We start from the raw sequence: 26,681 nt of genomic DNA on the forward strand, positions 1-26,681 counted from the left end.
GTTATGCCCTCCTAAAGTAATAACCCACTCCTCTTTTCGTCAGTATATACTTAGGACTACTAGCATAATCTTCCACCTTTTCTCTGAGTCTTCTTATCGTCACATCCACCGTTCTTATATCTCCGTAGTATTCATACCCCCATACCTCTTTTAAAAGCTGTTCCCTAGAAAACACCTGCTCTGATTGCATAGATAAAAACTTTAAAAGCTCAAATTCTCTTGAAGTTAATTCCACCACAAGATTATCTTTTTTTACCTCGTATTTATTAAAATCAATCACTAATCCCCCTGATGTAATGATTGCGTTGTTTTTTTCACCAATCTTTGTGTCTTTGCGTCTTAGATTCGCCTTAACCCTAGCTAATAACTCCCTCATGCTAAAGGGTTTTGTTACATAATCATCTGCTCCCATCTCTAAGCCCAGCACCTTATCTACTTCTTCCTCTTTAGCCGTTAACATCAATATTGGTGTTGAAAAACATTCCCTAATCTTTCTGCATACTTGGAAGCCATCTAGTTTTGGAAGCATAACATCTAATAAAATAAGATCCGGATTTTTTTGCGTTACTTTATGTAAAGCTTCCTCTCCATCATAGGCTATTTCAATCTTGTAACCTTCCTTCTCTAGATTATATTTTAAAATGTCTGCTATCGGTTTCTCGTCTTCTACGATTAATATTTTTGCCTCCATACTAAATCCCCCTACACAGTATTATAATGTTATTAACTTCTACTTCTTTCTTTTTTTTCCTGCAAAAATTTTACATGCATGTACGGAAAAAATCTAGCCCATGCATAATAGCGGAGAATTTATGCCCTCCGCTATTGCAGTCATCAAAACAAGTGGATGAAATTTTGTAAATGTTTTCCTTCACCTAAAGATTTTATGACCTCTATTAAAGCTTCTTCTCCATGGTTTTCTACAAAATTTCGCACGATTCTAAAAGACTGGGTATATGCCAGGTATTCATCCAATGCATAAAATTCATCCCTCAGCATTTCTATTGTATAATCTAATTCTACAACTTCTTTACCCCATTCGTAACCATCCACCCTATACTCAAAATAAAGACTTACACCTTCCGTAAACCAAACTGGAAAATTTCCCTTTCCAACATGGTCAGTAAATAGGTGCACTAATTCATGCAATAAAGGTCCTTCAAAGTAAAAAGTTGCTTCCATATCTTCATCATCTTTTATCCAGTGACTTGGGTTTAAAAGATGAATACTATTCCCATAATAAACACCCATTGGAGGTATTCCCCTTCCCAACATCGTTATGTTCATGAGAGCTTCCACATCATCATATAATACGATCATCACTTTTTCTTCAAGTTTATATTCAAAAGCCTTTATAACTTCTGCATATTTATCTTCCGCTGTCATTGCTACTAAATCTACAACCTCCTGATGGATACCATCGTCATATCGAATAATGAAATGGTCTGTGGTAATAAAATCATAGCTACGGGTTCTATAGGAGATTACTTTATTTTCAACATTTCTCAGCATAGGACGAAAAGCAGTTGTTATATTATTTTGTTGTTGAAGATAGGATAAAAATCCTATTCCTAACAAAGCTATACAAAAAACTAAAAATTTTATAGAAAGATTTTTCTTTTTTTCTACACGAGTCATACCTATCCCCCCTATTTCTAGACATTCTAACAAACGTACTTGCGGGGTAAGCTGCCCTTCTATTATACCATAAAGGCCTGTAAAATCCTATGGACTTACCCTTGAGAATTAATGGTATTTCATTGCTTTAGACTATCACTTTTTTTAGTTGTTTGCATAGCTTAGTATAGAAAGAATATTTTCTTTTCTACTGAAGATATGCATTTAGCCAAAGTAGCTGGTTACGTTTATATTTTTATTAATAGGTTAAAGGGGGACATAGTGTGTTTAGTTATTCAAATATTGTGGAAGATCTTGTCATTGAAAGGTTAATAAATTCTAATGGAGAACACATCCCTGTTATTATCACTGGAGATGCCTGTGAATGTGAGGATTTAGAAAAATGTATCAAAGAGCTGGGTGGAGTTGTTAAACATAAACTACCTATCATTAACGCTGTAGCTGCCTATATTCCTCCTGTTGGCGTAAGAAGTGTTGCTAGGGAGAAAACCATCAATAAGGTTCATTTTGATGATATGGTATTTAAGTTAATGGATGTGGCCTCAGTTACAGTAGCTTCAGACTATGCCAACGAGCATGGCCTTACGGGTAAAGGTGTTACAGTAGCTGTAGTAGATACCGGGGTACACCCCCATAGTGATTTAACCACGCCTAATAATCGTATCATAGGGTTTGTAGATTTTGTGGATAAAAAAACAACGCCTTACGATGACGATGGCCATGGTACCCATGTGGCAGGAATTGTTGCCGGAAATGGATTTTCCTCTCAGGGAAAGTACATGGGTATTGCTCCTGATGCCAACATTGTCGGCGTTAAAGTATTGAACAAAGATGGAGGAGGTAATATTTCCGATGTCATTGCTGGTATACAATGGGTCATTGATAATAAACAGCGGTATAATATTAAAGTAATGACGTTATCGCTAGGTACTAAAGCCAAGGTTTCCTATAGAGAAGATCCTTTATGCCAGGCTGTTGATAAAGCTGCAAGTCATGGTATTACAGTGGTTGTAGCTGCTGGAAATAGTGGTCCTGAAGCTTCTACTATTAATTCTCCTGCTATTAGTCCTAACACGATTGCAGTAGGAGCATGCAATGATCGTACTGCAAAGATCCCAAGTGATTGTAAAATCGCTGACTTTTCCAGTAGAGGTCCTACACCAGATGGCTTAAAGAAACCAGATATTTTGGCCCCTGGTGTAAATATTAACTCTTTAAGTAATAAAGGTAATGGTTATCACAGCTTATCAGGAACTTCTATGGCTACTCCTATTGTAGCTGGCTGTGCTGCTTTACTATATGAAAACAATGGTAATCTTACCCCAGCACAGGTTAAAAGAATGATGACAGAAAGCTGCGTAAATCTAGGTTATGGCTCAGAAGTTCAAGGGGCAGGTTTATTAGATATTAAAGACATCATGAATAGATCAAATATATCCCCTCAACCGCCAAGAAAAGTACCTCAAGATAGACAGCAAAGCTCAAAAGGCATATTTTCCATATTTGACGGCTGGTTTTTTGTGATCCTAATTGTGATATTGATTTTGATCTTATAAACGAAGAAAAGCGACCTTGCGAGGTCGCTTAATATTTTACAAACTGTAATGGATTAGTAGGTACACCGTTTTTTCTTACCTCAAAATGCAAATGAGGTCCTGTACTTCTTCCAGTGCTTCCTACCTTAGCAATTTCCTGTCCTTTAAACACTCTGTCACCTTTTTTTACTAAAAGCTTACTGGCATGAGCATAATAAGTTTGATATCCATTTTCATGATCTATAATCACAAGATTTCCGTAAGCTCCTTGCATTCCTGCAAAAGAAACCCTTCCTGCATCAGCAGATGTTATAGGAGTTCCAGTAGATGCACCAATATCAATGCCTTCATGCCTTCTTCCCCATCGTGTCCCAAAACCAGAGGTTAAAGTACCTCTCGTTGGTCGTATAAAGCTTCCTGTGGCGACGGTAGCTGGTCTTTCCTTTACACCCTCCGCTATTACCCTTGTAGTAGGCTCTTGTAAGATAATCTCTTCTATGATCTCTTGCTGGGTAAAAACACCATTTTCTTTTACCAAATAACCCTTGATCTCTTTCTTGCCTTCTTCTCCCTGTACAGTAATCTTCTTATCCCCTTTATAAAGAGATTCTGTCTCTACATGTTCTGTTTCAAAGGGAATGGTTTCTACTAATTCAATGTATTCCTTTGTTACTACTGTTACATAGGGTTTCGGCACAACCAAACTGATTTCTTGACCGATTTGAAGACGCTCTGGATTAATATTAGGATTCGCTGCAGCAATATCTTCTATTGACAGGTTATATCGCTGTGCTATAATCCAAGCGCTTTCTCCAGAAGCCACTTCATGACTTTTTACTTCATCCGTACCTTTTGTCATCAGTTGAAAAACTTCTTCTTTGTTTTTAACATCTGCAAGGTTTACGCCAACTTCTTTAAGCTCTACCTTTTCATTAAATCCGATATAATTATATTCCATCTCTTTATCAGCAAATAGGTTCTTTACTTCCCCTAAGATAGCATCGGCAGTTAATTCATCTCTCACAAAAGCTACCTCTGTTCCATCAATGACGATAGCAATTGCCTTTACCTTCATGTCCAGCAGCCTTTTTATGTTATTGATAATAGCTTCCTTATCTGTCAATGCTTGTTTTTTAGCTTTCGTTTCTACCCATTCAATATCGTTTGGAACAAGAAATTCATGGCCATATAAGGTTTGAACTTCTTTTTTTACATCCTCTATAGCTTCAGTAAATTCATCTTGATGCTTTACAACAGCTAATACCTTACCATTTAATTGTGCCTCGTAAGCCTTTCCTGCAGTCAGCATAAACCCTATAGCGATGATAGTGCATATAATTACCGTATATGTAGCAGCTTTTTTATCGACTTTATTTTTAAGTAAATTTTCAGCACGATGCCTTGTTTTTTCACAAATACTTACAATTCTTTGGTAAATTTCCATCCTGAGATCTCCTCTCGTGGGTCGAATCCTGTGTAACAGGATAGTTTCATCATTTGTTTATACTTTTGTAATATTATTGTAAAAATATCCTTTACTATTATATACTAATATTTTGCTGTTACACAACCCCGAACTTATGTTCTTTGAGCTATTTTTTTAGTATTATAGCCTTTTTTGTAGAATATTATTACAATTTATCAAAGTTTTATACTTAATTTATAACCATTGGTTGAATAAGTCACTTAAATCCTTCTGCGTATTTTTTTTACAAATAGTATAGAAGCCTTCTGTGGTAGCGTTTTTAAATTTAAAGGTTTCAAAATATTCCCTTAGCGCTTTAAAAAATGCCTCATCCCCCATGTGGTCTCTTAGTTCTTTGATAAACATGGCACCCTTACTATAGACAATACTGCTGTATTGCCATGAACTATCAAATTCCTTGAGACTTCTCAGAATCCCTTCCCCTTTATCTGATTCAAAATCTATATAGTTTTCGTATTGTGCCTTAATCATTTTTTCAAAAATTTGATCTTTTATATGGTGCCCATATTTTTGTTCAAAATACATTAAAGTTGTATATTCTGTCAAAGCTTCATCTAGCCAAGGCTCTCTGATTTCATTATTCCCTACAATACCATACCACCACTGATGAGCTACTTCATGGGCTATTACATATTCCAAAGGAAAGTTTTCTTCCATTTCATATAGTTCTTGACTGATCATAACAACATTAGGATATTCCATTCCTCCTATAAAAAAATCACTAGCTACAATAGAAAGTTGTTTGTAAGGGTACAAGCCAAAAAGCTGATTAAATATTTTTACAGCATCTACTCCATACTGTAGTGCCTCTTCTCCTCTGTGTCCATTAATAGAATAAGAGATAATTTTTGTATCATTTAAATTCTCTTCTTCTATTTCAAAAGACTTGCTTAAAATCATCACAAAATTTCTCACGAAACTAGCCTCTATCTTATAAATGTTTTTTTCTCTTTTTTCTTGTTTTCTTATAATTTCTCCTGTTGTGGCCATTTTATAGTCTTTTGGTATAGACATCGTAACATTGTATTTAGCCACTTCACTATAAAAAGGATCCCCTATGGCGTAATAAGGGTCTAGATTCCATCCTTTTTCATCATATACCGCTGCGATAGGAAACCAATTGGTAATATTAATAGTATTTTCTCCGTAACCCATCCTACCCACAGTATTTGGAAGCTTTACTATAAAGTCTATAGAAAAATGCAATGTATCTCCTGGCTTCAAAGGTTTTCTAGGGGTTATTCTTAAGATCGTGGATGCTTCCCCCATAACTTTATAGTCAATATTTTTTTTTCCTTCTTTTATACTCACTATTTCTATGTACCCTGGATTAAATCCATTGGGATAAGCTCTTTTCATCTCTTTTTCTTCAAAGGGAACAAATTCTTCCTGCTTAAAGGCATTTGGATAAAGGTGAAAATAAATATCCGCAAGTTCCCCTTCTTGTTGATTCCTATAAATAACTTCTTGACTACAAGCTATCATCATATTTTCTTCTATCAATTCTGCTGCCATTGTATACTCCGTTAATTTTTCTTCTTTACCATAAGAACTCGTAACTTTTTGTGCTTGTCTAGTATCCCACGCGTAATGCAGAGATACGGTAAAAAACAACACACTAAATACTAAGATGAGTAATTTAAACTTTCTATTCACCTTCAACTTTTTACCTCCTAATTCAAGACTTGATAAGCTACTAAAATTTTATTTTAGATTCGCGATTTTATTACAAAAATCCACCTATTGTTATACTGATAATTACATCTTGCTTTTTATAAGTGTTCCTATATAATGTTATCTTAGGCGTAAATTTATTTCAGTTAAGAAATAAGACCTTTAGTGCCTAAAAGAAAATTTATCATAAATATGGTATAATAGCTTTAGCAAGAAAAATTTTTGGAGTGATGATAATGGGTTTTATAAAAACCACAACTTCTATAGATTTAGGAGATACCCCTATAGAAAATATTTTTATCGATGTCTATATGCCAATCGCCAATGGTACCTTTGTAAAAGTCTACCTACTAGGCTATAAGTATGCCTGCGATGGAGATATAAACAAAAGCATAAATAACACAAATATCGCTAAAAACTTAAATATACCTTTATCTGACGTATTAGCCGCCTGGGATTTTTGGGAAAGCAAAAAGATTATTAAGAAAATCCCTATATCCTCAGAAGATGAATGGGATTACTCAGTAGAGTTTCTTAACCTAAAACAACTATATATAGACAACAACTATAAGTCCCTTCAAGCTTTAAGTCAAGAAGATGTAGAGCCAACCTCTTATAGCTGTTCTACAAGAGAACTTATAGAAGCCAATAAGGTTCCTGAGATTAAGCAAATGTTTATAGAAATCAACAAGATTATTAACCGCTCTCTCGTTCCTAATGAAAAAATGCAAATATTAGAATGGTTTCATCAATATAATATTGATCCTCCTCTCGTTATTAAAGCCTATAGTTACTGTCGCCATAAAAAAAATGTACGGAATGTAAAGTATGTGGCAGGGGTTATCAGAAACTGGTATGACCAAAATATCACAACTGTAGAACAACTTCAGGAGCATCTTTCAAAGCAAGGGGAAAGATATAGCCTCTACGACCGTGTATTTAAAGCCATGGGTTTTATGTACAGGGAACCTTCAGAAGCCGAAATGAAAATCATGGATAAGTGGGTAGATAACCATCTATTCAGTATAGACATTATACTGAAGGCTTGTGAAAATTGCAGTAAGACATCGAATCCTAACATTAATTATATTGATAGCATTTTATCAGATTGGCATAAAAAGGGTATTAAAAAAGTAGATGATCTTGATATAGAAAAAGAAAAGCAGAAAGAGCAGAAAAAAGAACCTTTGCCCATTTCCTCCCCTAAACCACAACATAAAATAAAAACCAAGTTTCATTTATCAGAAAGCAGGGGATCAAGGTATGATGCTAAGGAACTAGAAGAACTATTGTTAAATCGTTCTAAAAACAAACAATAGAGGTGAATCTTTGTGAAGAACCAATTTATTAAGGATATTTTAAAACAATATGAAAGAAAAAGAGATCATAATCAACAAGAAAAAGAAAATCGTCTTCAAGAAGTGTATTACAAAGTACCGGAGATTAAAAAAGTAGATGAAGAAATAAAAAAAGCAGCAATTTCTTTATCTAAAATATTGATCAATGAACCTAAAAATCCGGAGACGGTACTTCTTGAATTGAAAACTACCTTAGAGAAATTAAAACAGGAAAAAGCAATTCTTTTAACAGAAAACAACATCCCCTTAGAATATCTGCAAGATCAATTTCACTGTAAACATTGTAAAGATACGGGATTTTTGACTTCCGGGGATAAATGTACCTGTTTTAAGCAACAACTTATTAACTATACCTATGCCATGTCAAACCTTACAAAGGTATTAGAAAAAGAAAATTTTCATACCTTTAATATTTCTTTGTTTAGTGAAGAAGCCTTTGAAGGTCACCAACAATCTCCTAAAGAGAATATGCTTCATGTTTTAAACATCTGCGAAGGATTTGTTTTTAACTTTGACGAAGATAATGAAGAAAACCTCCTCTTCTATGGTGCTACAGGTTTAGGGAAAACTTTTTTAGCCAACTGCATTGCAAAGGCCCTATTAGATAAGGGCAAGGTCGTTGTCTACCAAACAGCCTTTAAAATCTTAGAAATACTAGAAGAGCTTCGATTCCATAATGCTACTGATAAAGAAAAGGTACAACTTTTGTTTGAAGCAGATCTTCTTATTATCGACGATTTAGGTACAGAAATGACCAATACCTTTACAAATAGCGAACTTTTTAATATTATCAACAGTCGTCTTTTGGCGAATAAAAAAACTCTTATTTCCACCAACTTAACGCCCAAGGAAGTTATAGATCGATATGATGATAGGATTTCCTCTCGGCTCTTCTCAAAATACACCATACTAAAGTTCTATGGTAAAGATTTACGTTGGGAATAATCTTCAAACGATCATTAAGGTATTTCTCAATTCTCTCTCTTTACGCCTTCTACTATAGGATATTAAAAGTACATTTAAGTTTTGCATAAGCACTTATTGTTATAAAAATAGTCCGTAAAGCCTCTGAGATAAACAGTGGAGGATTTACGGACATTACTATAAGATAATCTAAACATATAAACTTTGTTGTGCTTTATACATTTTATAATACTTTCCGCCCTTCTTTATTAATTCTTCATGCGTGCCATTTTCTATTATTTTACCTTTATCAAAGACATAGATTCTATCACAGACTTTTGTTGCTCCTAATCTATGAGAAATCATTATTGCTTGTTTGTTTTTACATAAATCCCTAAATTCGTGATATAAATCCGATTCAACTTTTGGGTCTAATGCAGACATTGGTTCATCCAAAATAATTAGTTTTAAATCTTCCCTACACAAAGCACGACAAATTGCAATCTTCTGCCACTCACCACCTGATAATTCTATTGAACCGTTTTCTAATTGCCCTAATTCAGTATTATATCCAAAAGGTAGTTTGTTTACAAAATCTAAAAAAGTCTTTGCATAAAAAGATTTTAGTCTATTTTTTTGTCCAAAATTACCTGCGTTAATATTTTCTTCAACTGTAAATTGATATCTTATAAAATTTTGGAATATACATACTGACTTCTTTCTAAACTCATTAATTATAGTAGGCAGCTCTCTATCACCTACATAAATTGCTCCCGATGTCGGTTTAAATATTCCAAGAAGCAAATTTATAAAAGTTGTTTTACCGCTTCCATTCTCCCCTACAATTGCTATAATCTCATTTTCATTTATCGTTAAATTGATATTATCAAGGCTCTGATAGCTTGTATTAGGATAAGAAAAAGAAATATTTTCACAAACAATTTTAAAATTAGAAATAGATTTTTGCAAAGTATCTTCTTCTTCTGGCATAAGAATAAATTTATTAAAGTCATTTATATAAAACACCTGTTTATTAATCTTTGCAATATATTGCATAATAAATGTTGCACTATAAATCATATTCTGAATAGCACTAATAACTAAAACAACACTTCCTAAACTAGTTCTTTTCTGTATAACATCGATACAAGTAATAAAAAGGCATATGCCTATAGAAATATTTTTAAGTATATTAATATAAATAGTCCATCTACTATGTTTATAAATAAGCTCTATTTTTTCATCCCATATGGTTTTTCTTATCTTATATATCTTTTCAACGAGAAAATCAATTAAGTTAAACGTTCTTATTTCTTTTGAGTACACTCTATTCGTTAATATTTCAAATAAATAATTTAACTTTCTTGTATTTTTGTTTTGAGCAACCTGCATAATATATGTATCAAATCCCTGCTTTGATAAAACAAATAAATATGGAATTGAAGTTAAGATACTTACAATCGGAAAATACCATTTAATATTAATTAAAACAAAAGAAAAACTTATAATCTTAAATATATTTAAGAATACATCTATTATAAGTAATATTGTATCTGCTATACCAGTTGGAACATTACTATTAACCCTATCGAGCAAATCATAGATTTCAATATTTTCCATTACCTCTACTTTTATCTTTGCCATTTTATCAGTTATTCTTTTTGATATAGTATAATCAATTCTATACTTTATTATAGTTTTTATATAAGCTGATAATTCATTAAAAACCAATATAAAAATTTCAAGTATCCATAAAACAAATAATGTTTTAAAAGCTAAATCCATATTAATAGGGATTTTTGACACAGTATCTATTATTGTCTTATGATAATAAGTAGATAATGCCAATTTTGTAGAAATCAATATATTTATAAAAATAATTAAAAAGAAATACTTTCCAATACCTTCTTTTATTAAATTTAACATTTTTACATATATATTAGCTTTTTCATATATATTTTTTATTTTTTCCATACTCATAACCTTTCCTTATTATTTGGCTCAAAGCACAAAACGATTGAAATTCACCCATCTCCTAGATAGTTTATTTGTCTTGTTTTTTTAACTTGTACTTTCTGCAAGTGTAGTTTCAGATTTTACCTTCTCATACCATTTGGATTGCATACAAAAAAATTTTTTATACTTAGAATCCATTCCCATTAACTGTTCATGTGTACCTTCCTCAATAATCTCTCCTTGTTCCATGTATATAATTCTATTTGCCATTCGTGCTAAACCTACCCTGTGAGATATTAAAACTGCTCCCTTATCCCTTAAATTGTTTTTTATGTTTTCAAACTGTTTTAACTCAGCTAGAGGATCTAAGTTAGCCGCGGGCTCATCAAAAATAATAAGGGTCGAATTATTCATAAATCCTCTACTGATAGCAATCCTTTGCCATTCTCCACCCGAAATATCAGTTCCACCTTCTTCAAATTGTTTTCCTAAAATTGTATCCAAAGAATTATTTGTTTTACTCATAATCTCTAAACTATCTCCATTAGATAACGCTTCTTTTATCTTATAATCATTATCTAAGTTTCTAATATCTCCAAATCCTACATTCTCTCTAAGTGAAAGTTCAAATTTTGCAAAATCTTGAAAAACAGCACTATAATCTGAGCTTGCTCTATATACCTTACCACTAGAGGGTCTAAGGATGCCTAATATAATTTTAGCAAGCGTGCTTTTTCCACAACCATTTTCTCCAATCAACGCAACAATTTCACCTTTATTAATTTTCAAATCTATATTTTTCAGCAGCTTATTATTTTCATTATAGTTAAAGTTTAGATGTTTAAGTTCTAATATTAATTGTTCATTTTCAACATTATTATGGTTTTGTAAAATTTTATCCTCAGAAGCTTCCGTTAAAACCTCCCTCAGTTCTCTTATATATGAAGAATCTTCAAATATAGTAGATATTTGTGTAAATATGCTATTTAATAAATGCATTATAGAATTTTTTGCCTGATAAATAAGTACAAATACACTTATATTTATTTTACTATTATGTAGGTCATAAATTAGCAAAAGCAAAATTGCTTTATCTGCAATGCTAGTAAATATACCTAAGCATACTTTAATTTTTGACCACTTAATTAAAAAATTAATACGCATTTTTTTGATTTCAATAAACATTAGTTTCCACTTTTCAAATAACCAATCAAACAGCAAATATGTTCTTACTTCTTTTATACTTTGTCTATTTGTCATTAAGTTCATTGTATATGCCAATTTCCTATTTTTAAAATCAATATCTCTCCTAAGGCTAAGCTTTTCTTTAGAATATTTTTTTATCGTTATATTATTTATAATTGCAATTATTATAAAAAGCATTAAATATATCCAGTTATGAGTTATTATGATTACACTAACCGATAAAAAACTGATTATAGTTCCTATAAAATGCAAATTATCATTCAATACATTTGATAAGTTATACCAAGTTGTTTCCTTTGCACGATTTAACTTTGTTAAATACTCGCTATTATCTAGATTAATGTAGTTGGTGCAATTAACAGCATAAAATAACTTTTTTTGCAAAGTATTTGAAATTATATGCTCCATTGATTCAATAAATGGTAATGAAAATGCAAATTGAATATTATTAATAGCGTTGACAAATATAAATCCCAAAACTAAATAGATAATTAAATTTAAGTCATTTGAGGAAGTTTCTAAAACGAATATAATTTTTTGTGTAATGATTAGGCTTATCGGCTCTATTGCATATAGAACAACATAACTTAATATAATAAATAAAATTAAAAAAGGTTTGCTTTTAAAGCATATTTTAAATGTCCATAATATATTGCTTATCATATACACCTCCAAATTTGTAAAATCACAACAAAATTTTAAGAAAAGGCATTTCAAAATATGAAGTGCCTTTTCTAATAATAAAGTTATCTATTAAAACGGTGAAAATATCTCTCTTTATTAAGCTTCTTTGCAGGTTAATTCCTACCAACTATATCCTGCACAATACGAACCTGCACAATAACCTGAATTACAATAAGTACGGCAAGATCCAGCATTTGCGAAGCTTATTTTTTCAGTACTCAATGAATTAAATGTTGGTTTTTTGTATACCATGTTATCACCTCCTAGATAATTAGATTATTACTAGTTCTTAAGAACTATATGAAGAACAATATCCTAAACTACAATAACTGCCACAATTCTGTGAATCATCCGGAGAACTATATGCTGAAACACAATAAGTTTCTGGACAACTCATTTCTCCACCACCTATCGTTGGTATTGGTGGTATTGGTGGTTCGGGTGGTATAGGAATTGATTGAATAAGCGGTCTATTATATTTTCCCATTGTTGATAACCTCCCCTAATCTTAAATAGATAAAGAGTATATTTTGCACCATCTTAATCAAAATAATAAAAAATTTAAATACAACTTTTTATACCCATTAAAAACTGTTTTTTTCTTAAGGAACAATATCCATCAGTAGTTTTTGTGGATCCTCTCATTAATGAAATTGCAGGACATCCTCTAGGACACATTTTTTGCCAAATACATAATTTACATTCCTTCATATTATCTCGATCGTCCTTTAATTCCTTTATTACATTAGCTAAACGAATGTTGTTATATATAATATCATAAAGAACATTCTCTCTGATATTTCCAATAATATGGGCGTTAGACTCAAAACTTTGACATATATGTACATTTCCTAATGAATCAATTCTAGGATTTATTTTAATAGCTTCTGTACTATCATCTGAAAGCAACGGGCAGCCATTAGAGTATTGCGGGAATCTAATCTTAATATCTTTTTTCTTCATTTTTTGAATATATTCATTACGACTCCAAGTATTGACTAATTCATCTATTTCCATTATATCTAGAGCTATCTCTTCTTTATTATCTTCAGCTCGTCCTAACATATTAATTGAAGATATCTCAATATTAGTAATTCCTAACTCAGTTATAATTTTAATTATATCAACAACATCATTTGCATTGTTTTTATTTAATACAATATTTATTGATATATCGCTAGTACCCATACTTATCAAATTTTTGATTCCTGCTATTGTTTTATTAAAAGTACCTGTCCCACATATACTTTCATGTACTTTCGCACAAGAACCATTTAAACTTATTTGGAAAGAACATTTATATTTTTTGAGTTTTTCACAAATTTTCTCGTTTATTAATGTTGCATTTGATATAACATTGGGTTTTATGTCATTTTTATTTAATAGCTCAATTATTTCAAATATTTGCGGATGCATGAATGGTTCTCCCCCAGATATTGCAAATCCATGATTTTCTGATTTTTTAATACTATATACTAGGTTTTCAATTTCATTTAATGACAAAATATTATCTTTACTACCAGATTCGTTATAACAATGCAAACATCGCAAATTACACTTTGAAGTTATTTCAACATATACTCCACCTAAAGTAAACATTTCTATATCACCTGCCTAATCTGAAATAATGGTTATAAGACCTTTATTTACCATTTCCTCGATGATCGGTATACAATCTTCTTTAACTTCTTCATATTTTATTTCATCTTTATTGACACAGGTGTTGTACAAAAAAGTAATAAGCTCTTTAATTGTTTTACCATCACAATGATCTAATAAAAACGTTGCTGTTTCATTTAAAATATGAAATTCATCCTTATCATCACTTAGAATAACTGTTTCATCATCTGTCTTTTCATATATCAAATCTTTTTTCTGTAATATACTTGCTAAATTCATGTAAATCTCCCTCCATCACTTAGCCATACACAGTGTAACTACCTAAGTTTTGTACAAATAACTAAGCTGTATTTAGAAAATCATGGAAACTTAGTTTGTTCAAGTATATATTAATACTTTTTTGTCTATTTTTATACCAATTTCCCTTATTTAACCAAATATCCGTCCTATTTAGCCAATTTTGAGGTGTAAATAACCATACAAAAAGACTTTCACTTCTATTTAAAAAGTGAAAGTCCCTTTTAGCTTTTCAAACCTATACCTACTCATATAAGCTGTTTTTTTAGTACCATTAAATTCAATACGGTAGGATCTATCTCCCATATCCTGGATTTTAGCGGTTTTGTCGATATTTATTATGAAAGATTGATGCACCCTTAAAAAATTACTGTTTAACTTATTTTCTAGTTCTGTTAAAGTCTTATTTATAAGATATTCCTCTTTGTTAGTATGCACAACTGTAGCTTTATCTACTTTTTGAAAATAAATTATCTCTTTTAGGGAGAGCATACATGTATTATTTTTGTCTTTTACAGTGATCATGCTTATACTGGATTGTTTGGGTTCACTCGTTATGCTCATTACAAGTTCATTTATATTGTCTTTAAAAACTGAGATATCTATTGGTTTAAGTAAATAATTATAAGGATGAACAGCAAAGGAATCAATAGCATAGTCCATATGAGCGGTAATAAAAACAAATTTTGTCTTAGGAGACATTTTACTGATAATTTTTGCTGCTTCTATCCCATTTAGATTAGGCATATCAATATCAAGTAGTGCAATATCAATTGTTTCTTGTTGTACTATCTTCACTGCCTCTAGACCATCTTCTACTGCAAATATTCTGCTGACAAAAGGATTTTCTGAGGCTATTTTTTCTAGCATTTTTCTTGTGTATTGATAATCATCACCTATTAATATCGTTATCATAGATAACAAACCTACCTTCTATAATTCGTCTAAAAAATACAAAGGATAAAGATACTACCATTGTAGATTTAAAAATATTAAAAACATAGGAAAGAATGCATATCGTTAATACTTTAACTAATGTGCCTAGAAAAATTTGAAGCCCATAGGAAAGTATTTCTCTCTTTTCGTCATCATAATTTAATTCATCACACAAATAAGAAGAAATATTATGAGATAGCTTTTGTATCATAATTATTTTCTCCCCTTGGTAATCTAACCGTAAAAACCACAGTATTCTTTTTTGTATTCTTAAATTCTATAGTTCCGCTATATTTATCCACTATTTTTTTGCAGATATGAAGACCATATCCTCTTCCTACTGAATCCTTAGTAGAAACGCCCGGTTCATGCAAGGTGTCTATAACTTCCTGTTCTATTTGACCTGGGTTTTCGATCTCTATCATATAACTATCATCCTGATCATCCATGGTAAGTCTTATCCACTTTTCACCAATAATAGATGTAACAGCCTCTATTGCATTTTCTATTAAATTAGAAAACAGACTACATAATTCCCAAGAGGTCCATTCAATAATATCAATTTTATGCCTACAATCAATATGAAAATAAATGCCCTTTTCTTGCACTATTTCTCTTTTAGAATTTAATAAAGCTGTTAAAGCTGGATGTCCCACACGAATAATTTGACTGGTTACTCTATATTCTGCTGCTATCCCTTTTATATATTCGTCTAACTCTTTATATTCTTCTAGATAGAGCATTGCTTGGATAGCTTGGATATGGCTAATATAGTCATGTCGTTCAGTTCGGAGTAATGTTATTAATTCTTCTATTGCCTTCATATTGGTTTTGACTAATTTTAATTCAGCTTGTTTAGTCTCATAATCACCTAGTTTTTTAAAAGAAATAACAATAAATACCGTTATCATAACGATGATCACATTAAAAAAGGGTATATTTTGTTTAAGGTCTTCTAAAGAAGTTGTCCCTAAAATAGATGTATTAAACATTAAAATGATAGTAGCTTGAAATAATATTGTAAATAATACAATGTATTTTTGTAAACCTTTCAATATCTTTACCCTCTAGGACTTGATATCACAGACATGGAATCGGCTCTTTGTAATAATGACCAACATCATTATTGATAGTATAAATACAGGAATATAACATAAGATAGCACTTTGAAGGTTTTCTCGTAAAGCAACTAGTTCGATGTTAAAAGCTTTGCTAATCATAGGGAAAACAATACTTTGCAATCCTCCTTGTAAAAAGCTGCCTATCAACACAGGAATTATTGCTTTATAATAAGTGAATTTCAAGAACATTAAAACCAATAGATACATAGAAACAATCTGTATCAAAGGCCTAATGGTAATTGATATCATAGTTAGCATTAAAAGAAAAGCAATAATTGACTGGATCAATGCCATGATTAACAGTTTAGATATGTTTATATTCCTAACATTTGAAAGATAAAAACCCAATAGAAATATAAGTAAAGCTTCTGGAAAAGATATTAATAGTGCAATATAGATGTAATTTAACATATAATAAGCCCTCCGAAATCTCCTTAGGTATATCCATGTAACATATATTACCATATTTTTGTTGAAAAATTTGTAGGAATTTGTAGGAACTTTTATATGAAGAAATTGTGATAAATAAACTCAAGTTGATCTATATCGGTCTCATCTAGTTTGAATGATATACTTTTCATAGGTGAGAAATCACCTTTCATAGAATTTTTTCGCGATAAAAAGTACTTCTATGGGCGGACTATTCTCACCAATTGAAAAAAACCTTACATCTTATTAGATGTAAGGTTTTTTTCAATTGGTGACCCCTAGGGGAATCGAACCCCTGTTACCGCCGTGAAAGGGCGGTGTCTTAACCGCTTGACCAAGGGGCCAATAAAATTCAGCAAAACCCAGTTTCCCTCAACCAAGCCCTGCCGAATACGTTGGCTTAATGGTGACCCATCCGCGACTCGAACGCGGGACACCCTGATTAAAAGTCAGGTGCTCTACCGACTGAGCTAATGGGTCAAATGTTACTCACAGTTATATATGATAATATAAAATAAGAGATCTGTCAACGATTTTTGTCGAAAAAAGAAAAAGCACTTTATAAAGTGCTTCTTACCCTTAAAAAATAGTTTGTCTTACAATGGTTTGATTCCTTTTAGGCCCTACGGAGACCATTTTTACTGGTAAACCTACGTATTCTTCAATTTTAGCTATATATGCTTTGGCATTTTTCGGTAAATCCTCATACTTTTCAACCTTGGTAATATCCTCTTCCCATCCATCAAGTTCTTCATAAACCGGTTTACTTTTCGCCAACATCTTTAAATTAGCAGGAAAGTTTTCTGTTACCTTTCCTTCAATCTCATAACCTGTACATATCTTTATTTTCTCAAAACCACTTAATACATCTAATAACATAAGAGAAATGCCCGTAAGCCCATTCACTCTCGTGGTATACTTCACCATCACGCCATCAAACCAGCCACATCTTCTTGGCCTTCCAGTGGTTGTCCCAAACTCATTTCCTTTTACTCTAATAAGGTCCCCTATTTCATTATCTAGTTCTGTAGGAAAGGGTCCTAATCCAACTCTTGTGGTGTATGCCTTTACTACACCAATAATCTCCTGTAACTTATTTGGCCCAACACCAGCCCCTACACAAAATCCTCCAGAAGTGGGATGAGAAGAAGTCACATAAGGATAAGTCCCTAAATCAATATCTAATAGAGTTCCCTGAGCACCCTCAAACAAAACCTTTTCTCCAGCATCTAAGGCCTCATGCACCAAAATCGTAGTATCTGCTACATACTTTTTCAATCTCTCTGCATATTCACAGTAGGTTTCATAAATAACATTTTTATCAAAACCTTCACTGTCATAAATTTTTTCAATAATTTTATTTTTTCTTTCTATCTGAGAAAACAAACGATCTTTAAATACGTCTTTATCAATCATTTCTCCTAAACGAATCCCAGAACGTTCTATTTTATCCATATAACAAGGGCCTATTCCTTTTTTTGTTGTCCCTATCTGAGCTTCTCCCCTCGCCTCTTCTTCTAAGGCATCTATCTTTTTGTGATAAGGGAAAATAACATGCACTCTTTCATCTATTCTTATATTAGAGGTGTCGATTCCTTGCGCTTCTAAAACCTCTACTTCCTTTAGAAAACCCTCAGGATCAAAAACTACACCATTTCCAATAACATTCAACTTATCCTTATACAATACACCAGAGGGCAGCAAATGGAATGCATACTTTTTATCTTCTACAATAACTGTATGTCCAGCGTTATTTCCTCCCTGAGCCCTCACAACTACTTGAGCTTTACCTGCTAAATAATCAATAATTTTTCCTTTGCCTTCGTCACCCCACTGGGCGCCTACTACGACAACTGATGGCATATTTTCCACCCCTATATCTCTTTATTTTTTTATAACAAACAAGAAATTATGTCAAAATCTTCCTTCATAAGACCTGTCACCGACTTTTTTTGTTTTTAAATTTTTTATCTTAATATTTTTAATAAATAGAAAATTGAAGGCATTATAATGTTTTCCTGCTTTATCAAATATTTCGTGATAGCGATTCGTCTTATTAAAAAGTTCAACGTATTAAAATTTTTATTTTTATTGTTCTTTATGTATCGAACAACACGTATTAATATTAACATATAATAGGAGGGTAGTCAATAAATATACGAATGTTAATACGATGATATATAATAACATTCGAATTTATAACTACGGTTTCCTAATATCTATAAACACACTTTCTTAAATTTTAATATAATAGAAGCTGCACCTTTATCCACAATGTGGATAACAAATAAAAAAACCTAGATGTTTATCCACCTAGGCTTTATTTTTTGTTATTATTTCTCTTTTGATTCAAAAAACTTATTTAAATCTTCTACTAGCTTCGCTACGTCAATTCCATGTACTTTTCCAGCGTCTGCAATGCTCTCCATAGTAGCACCAGGACAACCAAGGCAATGCAAGCCATACTTCATAAAAATAGCAGCGCTTTCTCGATCTTGTTGTAGCACTTGCATAATTGTCATATCTTCTGTTATTTTAGCCATAACTTACTCCTCCTTAAACTCCCATTAATTGTATAAAAATGACACTTTTGTAACCTCTTATACTATATACCTCTTAATGTTACCATTTTTGACATCCTTTATCAACTATTATGTGGATTTTTTTCAATATTCTTGTTATGTTGTCCACATTTCCCATAATTATACACATTTGTTTGGTGGATAATGTGGATAATTATGTTATTTACTTTATATATCTTTCCTTTGTTATACACATATGCTTATATTGCGTTAATAATATTGTTCCCTCTTTTTTAAAAAACTGTTGATATTCTTTTAGCTCATCTTTTTCAAAAACTGGAAATTTTTGATCTTCAAATTCATCATACTTTATTTCCTGCAACTGAAATCCACAGTTTTCATAGCACTTTTCTGCTCTCTTATTAAATATCGCTACCTTCAAATTTAGCTGTTTCATTTTCATATTCTCAAAATAATATTTCAAAAAACATTTTAAAGCATCTGTACCATATCCTTTGTTAATATGATTAGGATCAAATACGATTCCTAATTCACTTATTCTTCTAATCCATCTGATATTTCTTAATGCAATATATCCCACAAATTGATGTTGTAAATTGCTGACACCAAAACATTTTTTAGACAAAGTATATTTTTTATTTCGATACCAATATTCTCGCTGTGCCTCATTCATAACAGGAAAATTATAGCTATCAAATAAAGGGTCCTTATGTTTTCCCCAAAATTGCATAGCATTCACCTGTTGTCTTTGAATTTCTGTAATGTAGGTTAATTTACCCCTAGCAATAACGATCATCTCTATCCTCCGTCGAAAGTCACTCTTCTGACCTATAGCCATCGTAGTTTAAAAACTTTTGGTATTCTCCCGCCCAATAAAGTTCTACAGAGCCTGTTTCACCATGTCGATGCTTTGCTATAATAACCTCTGCAACATTTTTTTTATCACTATCAGGGTGATAGTATTCATCCCGATATAGAAACATAACCAAGTCTGCATCCTGCTCTATCGCTCCAGATTCCCTTAGATCTGATAGGATAGGCCGATGGTCTGCCCTTAGTTCCGGTGCGCGAGATAACTGAGATAATGCAATAACAGGACAATCCAACTCTTTTGCCATTACCTTTAGATTCCTAGATATAGCTGAAATCTCTTGCTGGCGATTTTCTATTCTCCCATCCCCCTGCATGAGTTGAAGATAATCTACCAATACTAAATCTAATCCTGTTTCCAGCTTCAATCTTCTACATTTTGAGCGCATTTCCATGATACTGATACCAGCAGTATCATCAAAGTAGATATTAGCTTGAGACAAGGGCAGCATGGCTGCTGCAAGTTTTGTCCATTCTTCTTCATTTAAATTTCCATTTTGTATTTTATTCAAGCTTACCATCGACTCTGCTGCCAACATTCTTAACATCAGCTGTTCTTTAGACATTTCTAAACTGAAGATAGCTACAGAGGCAGATGCTTTAATAGCAGCATTTTGAGCTAAGTTTAAAGAAAAAGCAGATTTACCCATAGCAGGTCTAGCCGCCACCAACACTAAGTCGGACTTATGAAAACCACTTAGCTTTTTATCTAAATCGGCAAAACCTGTTGTCAATCCAGTAATACTTTTTTTGTTTTCGTAGAGTTCTTCAATCTTATCAAAAGTTTGTGATAACACAGTTTTGATTGGGGTGAAGCCTTCTTGATGTCTGTTTTGAGAGATATCATAAATATGCTTCTGTGCTAATTCCAGAACTTGAGGCACCTCCATATCAGGATTAAAGCTCAAGTTGATAATTTCTTCTGAAGATCGGATAAGTCTTCTTAAAGTAGCCTTCTCTTCTACAATATCTGCATAGTATTTTGCATTGGCAGTAATTGGTACACCTTCTGATAAACTATTGATATAAGGTATCCCACCAATAGCTTCTAGTGTTCCTCTTCTCTTTAATTCTTCTGTTAACGTAATTAAATCTACTGGTTCTTCTCTATTAAAGAGGGTATAAATAGCTTCAAAGATTTCTTTATGTGCTTCCTTATAAAAGTCCTCTGGCTTAATGATTTCTAGAATAACGATAATAGACTCTTTATCCATCAACATAGATCCTAAAATCGACTGCTCTGCTTCTATACTATGGGGTGGTACTTTAAATGTATTCATTCCCTCCATAAAAATTCCTCCTAAATAAAATGAGACTTAATTCAAGGGAGTTTTTATTTCCTCCTGAATTATAGTGGAATTTACTTCGAGGATGTAATGCTTGATCATCCACTTTAAGAAGTGGAGACCTTAGCAATACACCGAAGGATAAAGGTTGGAGAAAATCTCCAACCCTTAAACTTTACTCTTCCATCACATGAACTTTTAATTTTGCAACAACACCAGGCTGTATCTTTACTTCCAAGTATTTTACACCTAATTCTCTTATTGGATCTGGTAAAACAATTTTTTTCTTATCTAATTTAATGCCATGCTTTTTATTTACCAGTTCGCTAATATCCTTAGAGGTTACGGAGCCAAAAAGTCTTCCACCTTCCCCTGCTTTTGCTTTTAATTCCACAGTAAGTTTTTCGATTTTTGCGGCTAACTCCTTTGATTTTTGTAGTTCTTCTTGTTGCTTCTGTTCTCTGGCTTTATTCTGTTGTTCCAATGTTTTCATATTTCCACCAGTAGCTTCTACTGCTAAATTTTTAGGGAATAAAAAGTTTCTTGCATAACCATCGCTAACATTAACGACATCTCCTTTTTTTCCTTGGCCTTTTACATCTTGTAATAAGATAACCTTCATGTTATTCTTCCCCCTCGTCAAAATATTCTTGTATAGTAGTTTCTAACTGTTTCAATGCTTCTTCCATAGTAACACCCTCTAGTTGAGCACCTGCCACTGTTAAGTGACCCCCACCCCTAGCTTTTCTAAAATCACCTGTACATTGATATCTCCCATAGACCTACCACTTATAACTATCATTGTATCATCTTTTTTAGCTAAAACAAAGGAAGCTCGTATGCCCTTTATATTAAGAAGTTCATCTGCTGCTTGCGCTGCAATAAGTTGAGAATCTTCTCCCTCTTCTTCACAGGTAGATATAGCAACCGTATCTCTAACAATCACAGCTCTCTTGATGACTTCTCCTTTTGAAATAATCGTATTTAAATCATCTTGAAACAATTGTTTTACAGAAGTAGTATCTGCTCCTGCCCTTCTTAATAACGCAGCAGCTTCAAAGGTCCTAACACCTGTTTTAAAGGTAAAATTCTTGGTATCAATAGCAATACCTGCTAAGAGGGCTTCTGCTTCTAATAACTCTATGTTTACCTTATCCTCCATGTAAAAGAGTATCTCTGTTACCAATTCACTAGCGGAGGATACATAGGTTTCATGATAATTTAACACAGTATTTTCAATAAAATCTGTTCCTTTTCTATGATGATCTATCACTACGATTTTATCAGTTTGTTTTAACAGTTCAGGGCACTCTGTAAAGTTGGGACGATGGGTATCTACTACTACTACTAAAGAAGTAGAATGTACCCTTAACTTTGCTTCTTCACAAGTAATAATATTCTTTCTATATTCTTCACTTTGTATAATTTTATCGTAAAGACACCCAATAGCAGGATTGTTTCCATTCAACACAATATAAGCCTCTTTATTCCTATTTTTAGCAGCTCGGTAAATTCCCATAGCAGATCCTAGAGCATCTAGATCCGCATATTTATGTCCCATAACAAAAACATTATCACTTTGTTCTATTAATTGTCTTAGTGCATAAGCAATAACACGGGCTTTTACCTTCGTTCGTTTTTCTACTGCCTTTGTTTTGCCACCATAAAAACTTATTTTATCGTTTTTCTTAACCGTTGCTTGGTCTCCCCCTCTACCCAGGGATAAGTCTTTTGCTGCATTGGCAAATTCAAAATTCTGTAAAGGCGTTTCCCCCTCTGTTCCAATTCCTATACTTAAAGTAATGGGGATTTTATTTCCTATATTGATTTCTCTAATCTCATCTAGAATGTCAAATTTCTTGGTTTCTAGTTTTTGTAAGTGTTGCTTTTCAAAAACTGCGATAAACTTATCATTAGCATACTTTCTTAAAAACCCATTTACTCGGTTGGCCCATAAAGTAAGCTTATGATCTATCTCTGCAATAACCAAAGGCCGACGAGCGTCTTCTGTACCTTGCATTACTTCATCAAAATTATCAGCTTGTACTAAAGCTATTACCATTTTTTCCTCGTTATATTTTTTCTTTAAAATCTCATAGTCAGTTTCTTCAATCCAATAGAGCATGATTACATAAGTAGAGATATGATTTTTTTCTGATTTTATAATATTATACAAAACATTGAAACTTCTACTGTTAATATTTGCCTTTTTGGTCATCGTATTTTTTGATTGTAAAATATCCTGAAGTTCAAACCCAGGTATGATATCTTCAATATTTTTATCTAGCAAGCCTTGGCTATCCATAACCTCTAAAAACTTCCTATTATACCATTTAATTGTTCCATCAATTTCTACCATTGTTAGCGGTATTGGCATGTTCAAAATAGATTGCTTTGTAACTGAATCGATATCTGAAGACAGCCCTTCAATATATCGGGTCCACTCTTCCCTTCTTATATTGGTAGTTTTTAGATTATAATAAATTAAATAAGTTAGTACAAGTATACCCACTAAACCTATGATATGATTATAGAAGGAAATAATTGCAATAAGAAGTCCTATAATAAAAATGTATATTCGCGTGTCCGGCACTAACATTTTAAAAAATCTTGGGTTTTTCATCTGTCTTTGCCTCCCACAAAATATTAATCGTTTCTTTTCCCAATCCTTCTTATATCTATCATAGCGTCCAGTAGTCCTATAATGGCTACCAGCGTCATTAAGGGACTAATAAAGACAAACAGTATTAAGATAAATATTCTTAAAAATTTAGGAAATTTTCTTTTCTTCAGCAAATAATTTATAAAGGATATACCTTGTAGAAAAAATACTACTACAAAAATAAGGGTAGCATTTGCAATCAAACTATTATGATCAATGCCCGGTACGTATCTTGTCAATAAAGATAAGATAAAAATGATAAAGGATCCTAGTACAATATTCGCTGGAAGTTTAAAGTCCTCAAATCCATCAAACTTATAAGAAATAAATTTAAGTCTATTCATAATAGCTACTGCTAAATAGTAGTTAATGAAAGCTCCTATCATAGACTGAACAATAATTAGACCCGGTAAAATCATCATAAAATAATTTATTGCCTCTTGGATATCTAGTGAGCTGACATTGACCGTATGCAACATTTCTACTTGATGATCTAGCACTTCTCCAATCATTCTGCCCATTTCTTCAATAATATGAACACCACTAACCATAGAAACAATTTGTATCATTAAAAAAATAGAAAATACTGATACTGCTGTACCTACCCCTATGACTTGAAAGGGTTTTTTATGATGCTTCATATAATGCCCCATTATAAGAGCAATTGGTGTAATAATAACAAAAATAAAAACTGTATAAAGTACACCTGTTAATAAACCAATAAACAAACTAGCTACAGCTAAAGAAATTACTGTATAACTTGTACTATAGCGAAAAGACAAAATAATAAAGGGAACCGGTAAAAAAAATAGTAAAACAGATAAAATTGGGATATATAAAGTAGCTACTACAAAAAAAGATGTAATGGTTACCATTAATGCAGCTTCTATAAATGCCTTTTTATTACTATAATCCTTCACTAAAAAATCACTCCTAATGGCTTACTTTCTATGATTACTTATATGTTGATTTAGTTCTGATAAATCTCCATACCACTTCTCTAGATGATGTTCTTCTAATATACTGGTCTTAATTTTATCCTGCAACTTTTTATCAAGCATGTCATAATCAAATCCTAATCTTCTTCCTAACGTATATGTAGCTAAAAGAAGATTTACTAAACATTCTACCACTAATTCTTGACTATTTTTTACACCTTTTATCATCGTTTCAAACAATAAAGCTATCGTATTTAACAGCTCACACTTTAAAAAATCTATCATTTTCAGATTTCTGCTAATATCATTATTATTGTTTTGTGCCACCCCTCAATCCCCCTTATCTTCAGTACTTAAAAAATTATACGCTAAACCTTTGTCTATTATATGTATTATACAAATATTCTATTTAAATATCCATTTTCCTTCGTATTCTCCTGGACTTTCCTATGAAAAAAAGAAGCACTCGAAGGATTTCGATGCTTAACAACAGATGATTGTATTAAACTTTTGTAAAGTTTCTTGTAAATTATATATAAAAACCAGCATTTTAACCACTTCATCTGTAGGATAATTATTAATATCTTCTTTATTTTTCAACTGTGCTTTTACCTTTTTTATATTTTCTATAATAGGCTCTAGACGCAAATTCTCTTTGATCTTTTTACTAGATATTTCTGTCTCTTCACTTTCTTGAAAGTAGAAGGCTGCTAGATCCGCTTTTATTTTATAGATATCCGCTTGAACCAACTCAACGATTTCCTTATCTATTCCTTTTTGCAAAACATTTTGTATGTTTTTAAGGTGTTCAAAGCTTTCTTTTTCTAGTTTAAAACTAATAAACATCTCCTTATGTTTTGTATCTCCATACCCCTTCATTTTTTCTTCTTTTTTTTTCAGCTCTAAAAACTTTTCTGATTCCTCTAACTCTTTTTCTATTTCCTGGATTTGTTCCTCTAACAAACCTATATTTTGATCTTCTTGTAATAGGATTTCTAAGCTTTTTATATTATACTTTAAAATGTTTTTAGATATATTTTTTATTTCTCCAATAATTTTTGAATCATAAGTAGGAGGATAAATCGTATAATTAATGGCTACTGCAACCACAATACCTATAGAAGTATCCAATAACCTATGTAGCGCATAAGTAGTATGATTTTCATTGGTATTTAAAAAAATACCTATAAAAACAACACCGCCTATAGCAATAGCCTCCCGCCAGCCAAGCTTGTTCATTATAAGAATAAGGCTAATAACACCTATCCCCCAAGCAAAGGGTTTCCTGGTGATAATGCCACAAAAATAGCTCCTACAATAGCACCGATAACCGTCCCTAATATCCGATTTACGCCAGTTTTCCAGGAGTCGGATACAGTAGGCTGCATCGCAATTATAGCTGCAATGGCTGCAAAGAAGGGGCTTTCTATTCTTAACATATTGCTAATAACCAAAGATACTGTAACTGCAATTCCTGTTTTTATGGTCCTAAGACCAATCTTCATAATTCTCACCTTTCTTCTTGAATAACTTATATAG

Annotated in this window: 24 protein-coding genes, 2 tRNA genes and 1 pseudogene; 3 read left to right on the forward strand and 24 right to left on the reverse strand. The window is 32.1% G+C overall.

From position 1 onward, the window contains the following. Position 1: 1 nt before the first annotated feature. Together yycF and BJL90_RS05120 are read right to left on the reverse strand one after the other, a co-directional pair. Entirely contained in the window at positions 2 to 691 is a 690-nt protein-coding gene (gene yycF, locus BJL90_RS05115) for a response regulator YycF (protein WP_070964905.1), read from the reverse strand. A gap of 143 nt (positions 692 to 834) precedes the next feature. Beyond that, on the reverse strand, positions 835 to 1,638 hold the full coding sequence (locus BJL90_RS05120; protein WP_070964908.1) for a peptidase MA family metallohydrolase: 804 nt from the start codon (positions 1,636 to 1,638) through the stop codon (positions 835 to 837). 263 nt (positions 1,639 to 1,901) lie between these two features. Between BJL90_RS05120 and BJL90_RS05125 the strand changes: the two genes are divergently transcribed. Then, positions 1,902 to 3,194: a S8 family peptidase gene (locus BJL90_RS05125; RefSeq protein ID WP_070964910.1), complete on the forward strand. Its 1,293-nt coding sequence runs from the start codon at positions 1,902 to 1,904 to the stop codon at positions 3,192 to 3,194. 28 nt (positions 3,195 to 3,222) lie between these two features. Here the strand turns inward: BJL90_RS05125 and BJL90_RS05130 are convergent, their stop codons facing one another. Together BJL90_RS05130 and BJL90_RS05135 are read right to left on the reverse strand one after the other, a co-directional pair. Continuing rightward, a complete protein-coding gene (locus tag BJL90_RS05130; RefSeq protein ID WP_070964913.1) occupies positions 3,223 to 4,617 on the reverse strand; it encodes a M23 family metallopeptidase in 1,395 nt (464 codons plus the stop codon). A gap of 216 nt (positions 4,618 to 4,833) precedes the next feature. Continuing rightward, on the reverse strand, positions 4,834 to 6,315 hold the full coding sequence (locus BJL90_RS05135) for a M1 family metallopeptidase (RefSeq protein ID WP_236905072.1): 1,482 nt from the start codon (positions 6,313 to 6,315) through the stop codon (positions 4,834 to 4,836). Between the two features lie 254 nt (positions 6,316 to 6,569). Between BJL90_RS05135 and BJL90_RS05140 the strand changes: the two genes are divergently transcribed. Then, positions 6,570 to 7,652, forward strand: a complete 1,083-nt coding sequence (locus BJL90_RS05140; RefSeq protein WP_070964919.1) for a DnaD domain protein — start codon at positions 6,570 to 6,572, stop codon at positions 7,650 to 7,652. Positions 7,653 to 7,664: 12 nt separating this feature from the next. Beyond that, complete coding sequence (locus BJL90_RS05145; protein ID WP_070964922.1) at positions 7,665 to 8,636, forward strand: ATP-binding protein; 972 nt, start codon at positions 7,665 to 7,667, stop codon at positions 8,634 to 8,636. Positions 8,637 to 8,804: 168 nt separating this feature from the next. Here BJL90_RS05145 and BJL90_RS05150 read toward each other — a convergent pair whose 3' ends face one another. The 20 genes and pseudogenes from BJL90_RS05150 to BJL90_RS05240 form a co-directional block, all read right to left on the reverse strand. Next, complete coding sequence (locus BJL90_RS05150) at positions 8,805 to 10,568, reverse strand: ABC transporter ATP-binding protein (protein WP_070964926.1); 1,764 nt, start codon at positions 10,566 to 10,568, stop codon at positions 8,805 to 8,807. A gap of 87 nt (positions 10,569 to 10,655) precedes the next feature. Then, a complete protein-coding gene (locus BJL90_RS05155; RefSeq protein ID WP_070964929.1) occupies positions 10,656 to 12,419 on the reverse strand; it encodes an ATP-binding cassette domain-containing protein in 1,764 nt (587 codons plus the stop codon). A gap of 310 nt (positions 12,420 to 12,729) precedes the next feature. Beyond that, a complete protein-coding gene (locus BJL90_RS21800) occupies positions 12,730 to 12,927 on the reverse strand; it encodes a hypothetical protein (protein WP_156778710.1) in 198 nt (65 codons plus the stop codon). Positions 12,928 to 13,001: 74 nt separating this feature from the next. After that, complete coding sequence (locus BJL90_RS05160; protein ID WP_070964932.1) at positions 13,002 to 14,039, reverse strand: radical SAM/SPASM domain-containing protein; 1,038 nt, start codon at positions 14,037 to 14,039, stop codon at positions 13,002 to 13,004. A 15-nt stretch (positions 14,040 to 14,054) separates the two neighbouring features. Next, positions 14,055 to 14,339, reverse strand: coding sequence for a PqqD family protein (locus BJL90_RS05165; RefSeq protein ID WP_070964935.1), 285 nt, complete (start codon positions 14,337 to 14,339; stop codon positions 14,055 to 14,057). Positions 14,340 to 14,561: 222 nt separating this feature from the next. After that, positions 14,562 to 15,227 carry a LytR/AlgR family response regulator transcription factor gene (locus BJL90_RS05170; RefSeq protein ID WP_169824192.1) on the reverse strand — a complete coding sequence of 222 codons (666 nt, stop codon included), beginning with the start codon at positions 15,225 to 15,227 and terminating at the stop codon, positions 14,562 to 14,564. Between the two features lie 22 nt (positions 15,228 to 15,249). Then, positions 15,250 to 15,504 (reverse strand): accessory gene regulator B family protein, encoded by a 255-nt coding sequence (locus BJL90_RS05175; protein WP_070964941.1) that lies wholly within the window; start codon positions 15,502 to 15,504, stop codon positions 15,250 to 15,252. Continuing rightward, complete coding sequence (locus BJL90_RS05180; RefSeq protein WP_070964943.1) at positions 15,482 to 16,348, reverse strand: sensor histidine kinase; 867 nt, start codon at positions 16,346 to 16,348, stop codon at positions 15,482 to 15,484. The genes BJL90_RS05175 and BJL90_RS05180 overlap by 23 nt, the downstream gene beginning before the upstream one ends. 12 nt (positions 16,349 to 16,360) lie before the next feature. Beyond that, the gene (locus BJL90_RS05185; protein ID WP_070964945.1) at positions 16,361 to 16,825 is read right to left on the reverse strand and encodes a hypothetical protein; all 465 of its coding nucleotides are present in this window, start codon (positions 16,823 to 16,825) and stop codon (positions 16,361 to 16,363) included. Between the two features lie 287 nt (positions 16,826 to 17,112). After that, positions 17,113 to 17,187 (reverse strand) — tRNA-Glu (locus tag BJL90_RS05190). A gap of 60 nt (positions 17,188 to 17,247) precedes the next feature. Then, a tRNA-Lys gene (locus BJL90_RS05195) sits at positions 17,248 to 17,323 on the reverse strand. Between the two features lie 99 nt (positions 17,324 to 17,422). After that, positions 17,423 to 18,706: an adenylosuccinate synthase gene (locus BJL90_RS05200; RefSeq protein WP_070964947.1), complete on the reverse strand. Its 1,284-nt coding sequence runs from the start codon at positions 18,704 to 18,706 to the stop codon at positions 17,423 to 17,425. Between the two features lie 470 nt (positions 18,707 to 19,176). Then, on the reverse strand, positions 19,177 to 19,386 hold the full coding sequence (locus tag BJL90_RS05205) for a DUF1858 domain-containing protein (RefSeq protein ID WP_070964949.1): 210 nt from the start codon (positions 19,384 to 19,386) through the stop codon (positions 19,177 to 19,179). A gap of 202 nt (positions 19,387 to 19,588) precedes the next feature. After that, positions 19,589 to 20,224 carry a GNAT family N-acetyltransferase gene (locus BJL90_RS05210; protein ID WP_236905026.1) on the reverse strand — a complete coding sequence of 212 codons (636 nt, stop codon included), beginning with the start codon at positions 20,222 to 20,224 and terminating at the stop codon, positions 19,589 to 19,591. Further along, positions 20,202 to 21,545: a replicative DNA helicase gene (gene dnaB, locus BJL90_RS05215; RefSeq protein WP_070964952.1), complete on the reverse strand. Its 1,344-nt coding sequence runs from the start codon at positions 21,543 to 21,545 to the stop codon at positions 20,202 to 20,204. Before dnaB ends, BJL90_RS05210 begins: the two co-directional genes overlap by 23 nt. A 172-nt stretch (positions 21,546 to 21,717) precedes the next feature. Further along, positions 21,718 to 22,164, reverse strand: coding sequence for a 50S ribosomal protein L9 (rplI, locus tag BJL90_RS05220; protein ID WP_070964954.1), 447 nt, complete (start codon positions 22,162 to 22,164; stop codon positions 21,718 to 21,720). 99 nt (positions 22,165 to 22,263) lie between these two features. After that, positions 22,264 to 24,165, reverse strand: coding sequence for a DHH family phosphoesterase (locus BJL90_RS05225; RefSeq protein ID WP_236905027.1), 1,902 nt, complete (start codon positions 24,163 to 24,165; stop codon positions 22,264 to 22,266). A 23-nt stretch (positions 24,166 to 24,188) separates the two neighbouring features. After that, positions 24,189 to 25,124, reverse strand: a complete 936-nt coding sequence (locus tag BJL90_RS05230) for a YybS family protein (protein WP_070964956.1) — start codon at positions 25,122 to 25,124, stop codon at positions 24,189 to 24,191. A 21-nt stretch (positions 25,125 to 25,145) separates the two neighbouring features. Next, positions 25,146 to 25,469, reverse strand: coding sequence for a MazG-like family protein (locus BJL90_RS05235; RefSeq protein WP_236905028.1), 324 nt, complete (start codon positions 25,467 to 25,469; stop codon positions 25,146 to 25,148). Positions 25,470 to 25,625: 156 nt separating this feature from the next. Next, a pseudogene (locus tag BJL90_RS05240) lies at positions 25,626 to 26,647 on the reverse strand (FUSC family protein). Between the last annotated feature and the right edge of the window lie 34 nt (positions 26,648 to 26,681).

Origin of the sequence: Clostridium formicaceticum (genome assembly GCF_001854185.1) — a bacterium.
GTDB lineage: Bacteria > Bacillota > Clostridia > Peptostreptococcales > Natronincolaceae > Andreesenella > Andreesenella formicacetica.

Coding starts and splice junctions, on each gene's coding strand:
- BJL90_RS05150 (WP_070964926.1), bottom strand. CDS start 10,568: ATGGAAAAAATAAAAAATATATATGAAAAAGCTAATATATATGTAAAA.
- yycF (WP_070964905.1), bottom strand. CDS start 691: ATGGAGGCAAAAATATTAATCGTAGAAGACGAGAAACCGATAGCAGAC.
- BJL90_RS05140 (WP_070964919.1), top strand. CDS start 6,570: ATGGGTTTTATAAAAACCACAACTTCTATAGATTTAGGAGATACCCCT.
- BJL90_RS05130 (WP_070964913.1), bottom strand. CDS start 4,617: ATGGAAATTTACCAAAGAATTGTAAGTATTTGTGAAAAAACAAGGCAT.
- BJL90_RS05170 (WP_169824192.1), bottom strand. CDS start 15,227: ATGCTAGAAAAAATAGCCTCAGAAAATCCTTTTGTCAGCAGAATATTT.
- BJL90_RS21800 (WP_156778710.1), bottom strand. CDS start 12,927: ATGGGAAAATATAATAGACCGCTTATTCAATCAATTCCTATACCACCC.
- BJL90_RS05210 (WP_236905026.1), bottom strand. CDS start 20,224: ATGGCTATAGGTCAGAAGAGTGACTTTCGACGGAGGATAGAGATGATC.
- BJL90_RS05120 (WP_070964908.1), bottom strand. CDS start 1,638: ATGACTCGTGTAGAAAAAAAGAAAAATCTTTCTATAAAATTTTTAGTT.
- BJL90_RS05160 (WP_070964932.1), bottom strand. CDS start 14,039: ATGTTTACTTTAGGTGGAGTATATGTTGAAATAACTTCAAAGTGTAAT.
- BJL90_RS05205 (WP_070964949.1), bottom strand. CDS start 19,386: ATGGCTAAAATAACAGAAGATATGACAATTATGCAAGTGCTACAACAA.
- BJL90_RS05155 (WP_070964929.1), bottom strand. CDS start 12,419: ATGATAAGCAATATATTATGGACATTTAAAATATGCTTTAAAAGCAAA.
- BJL90_RS05185 (WP_070964945.1), bottom strand. CDS start 16,825: ATGTTAAATTACATCTATATTGCACTATTAATATCTTTTCCAGAAGCT.
- dnaB (WP_070964952.1), bottom strand. CDS start 21,545: ATGGAGGGAATGAATACATTTAAAGTACCACCCCATAGTATAGAAGCA.
- rplI (WP_070964954.1), bottom strand. CDS start 22,164: ATGAAGGTTATCTTATTACAAGATGTAAAAGGCCAAGGAAAAAAAGGA.
- BJL90_RS05225 (WP_236905027.1), bottom strand. CDS start 24,165: ATGAAAAACCCAAGATTTTTTAAAATGTTAGTGCCGGACACGCGAATA.
- BJL90_RS05175 (WP_070964941.1), bottom strand. CDS start 15,504: ATGATACAAAAGCTATCTCATAATATTTCTTCTTATTTGTGTGATGAA.
- BJL90_RS05200 (WP_070964947.1), bottom strand. CDS start 18,706: ATGCCATCAGTTGTCGTAGTAGGCGCCCAGTGGGGTGACGAAGGCAAA.
- BJL90_RS05165 (WP_070964935.1), bottom strand. CDS start 14,339: ATGAATTTAGCAAGTATATTACAGAAAAAAGATTTGATATATGAAAAG.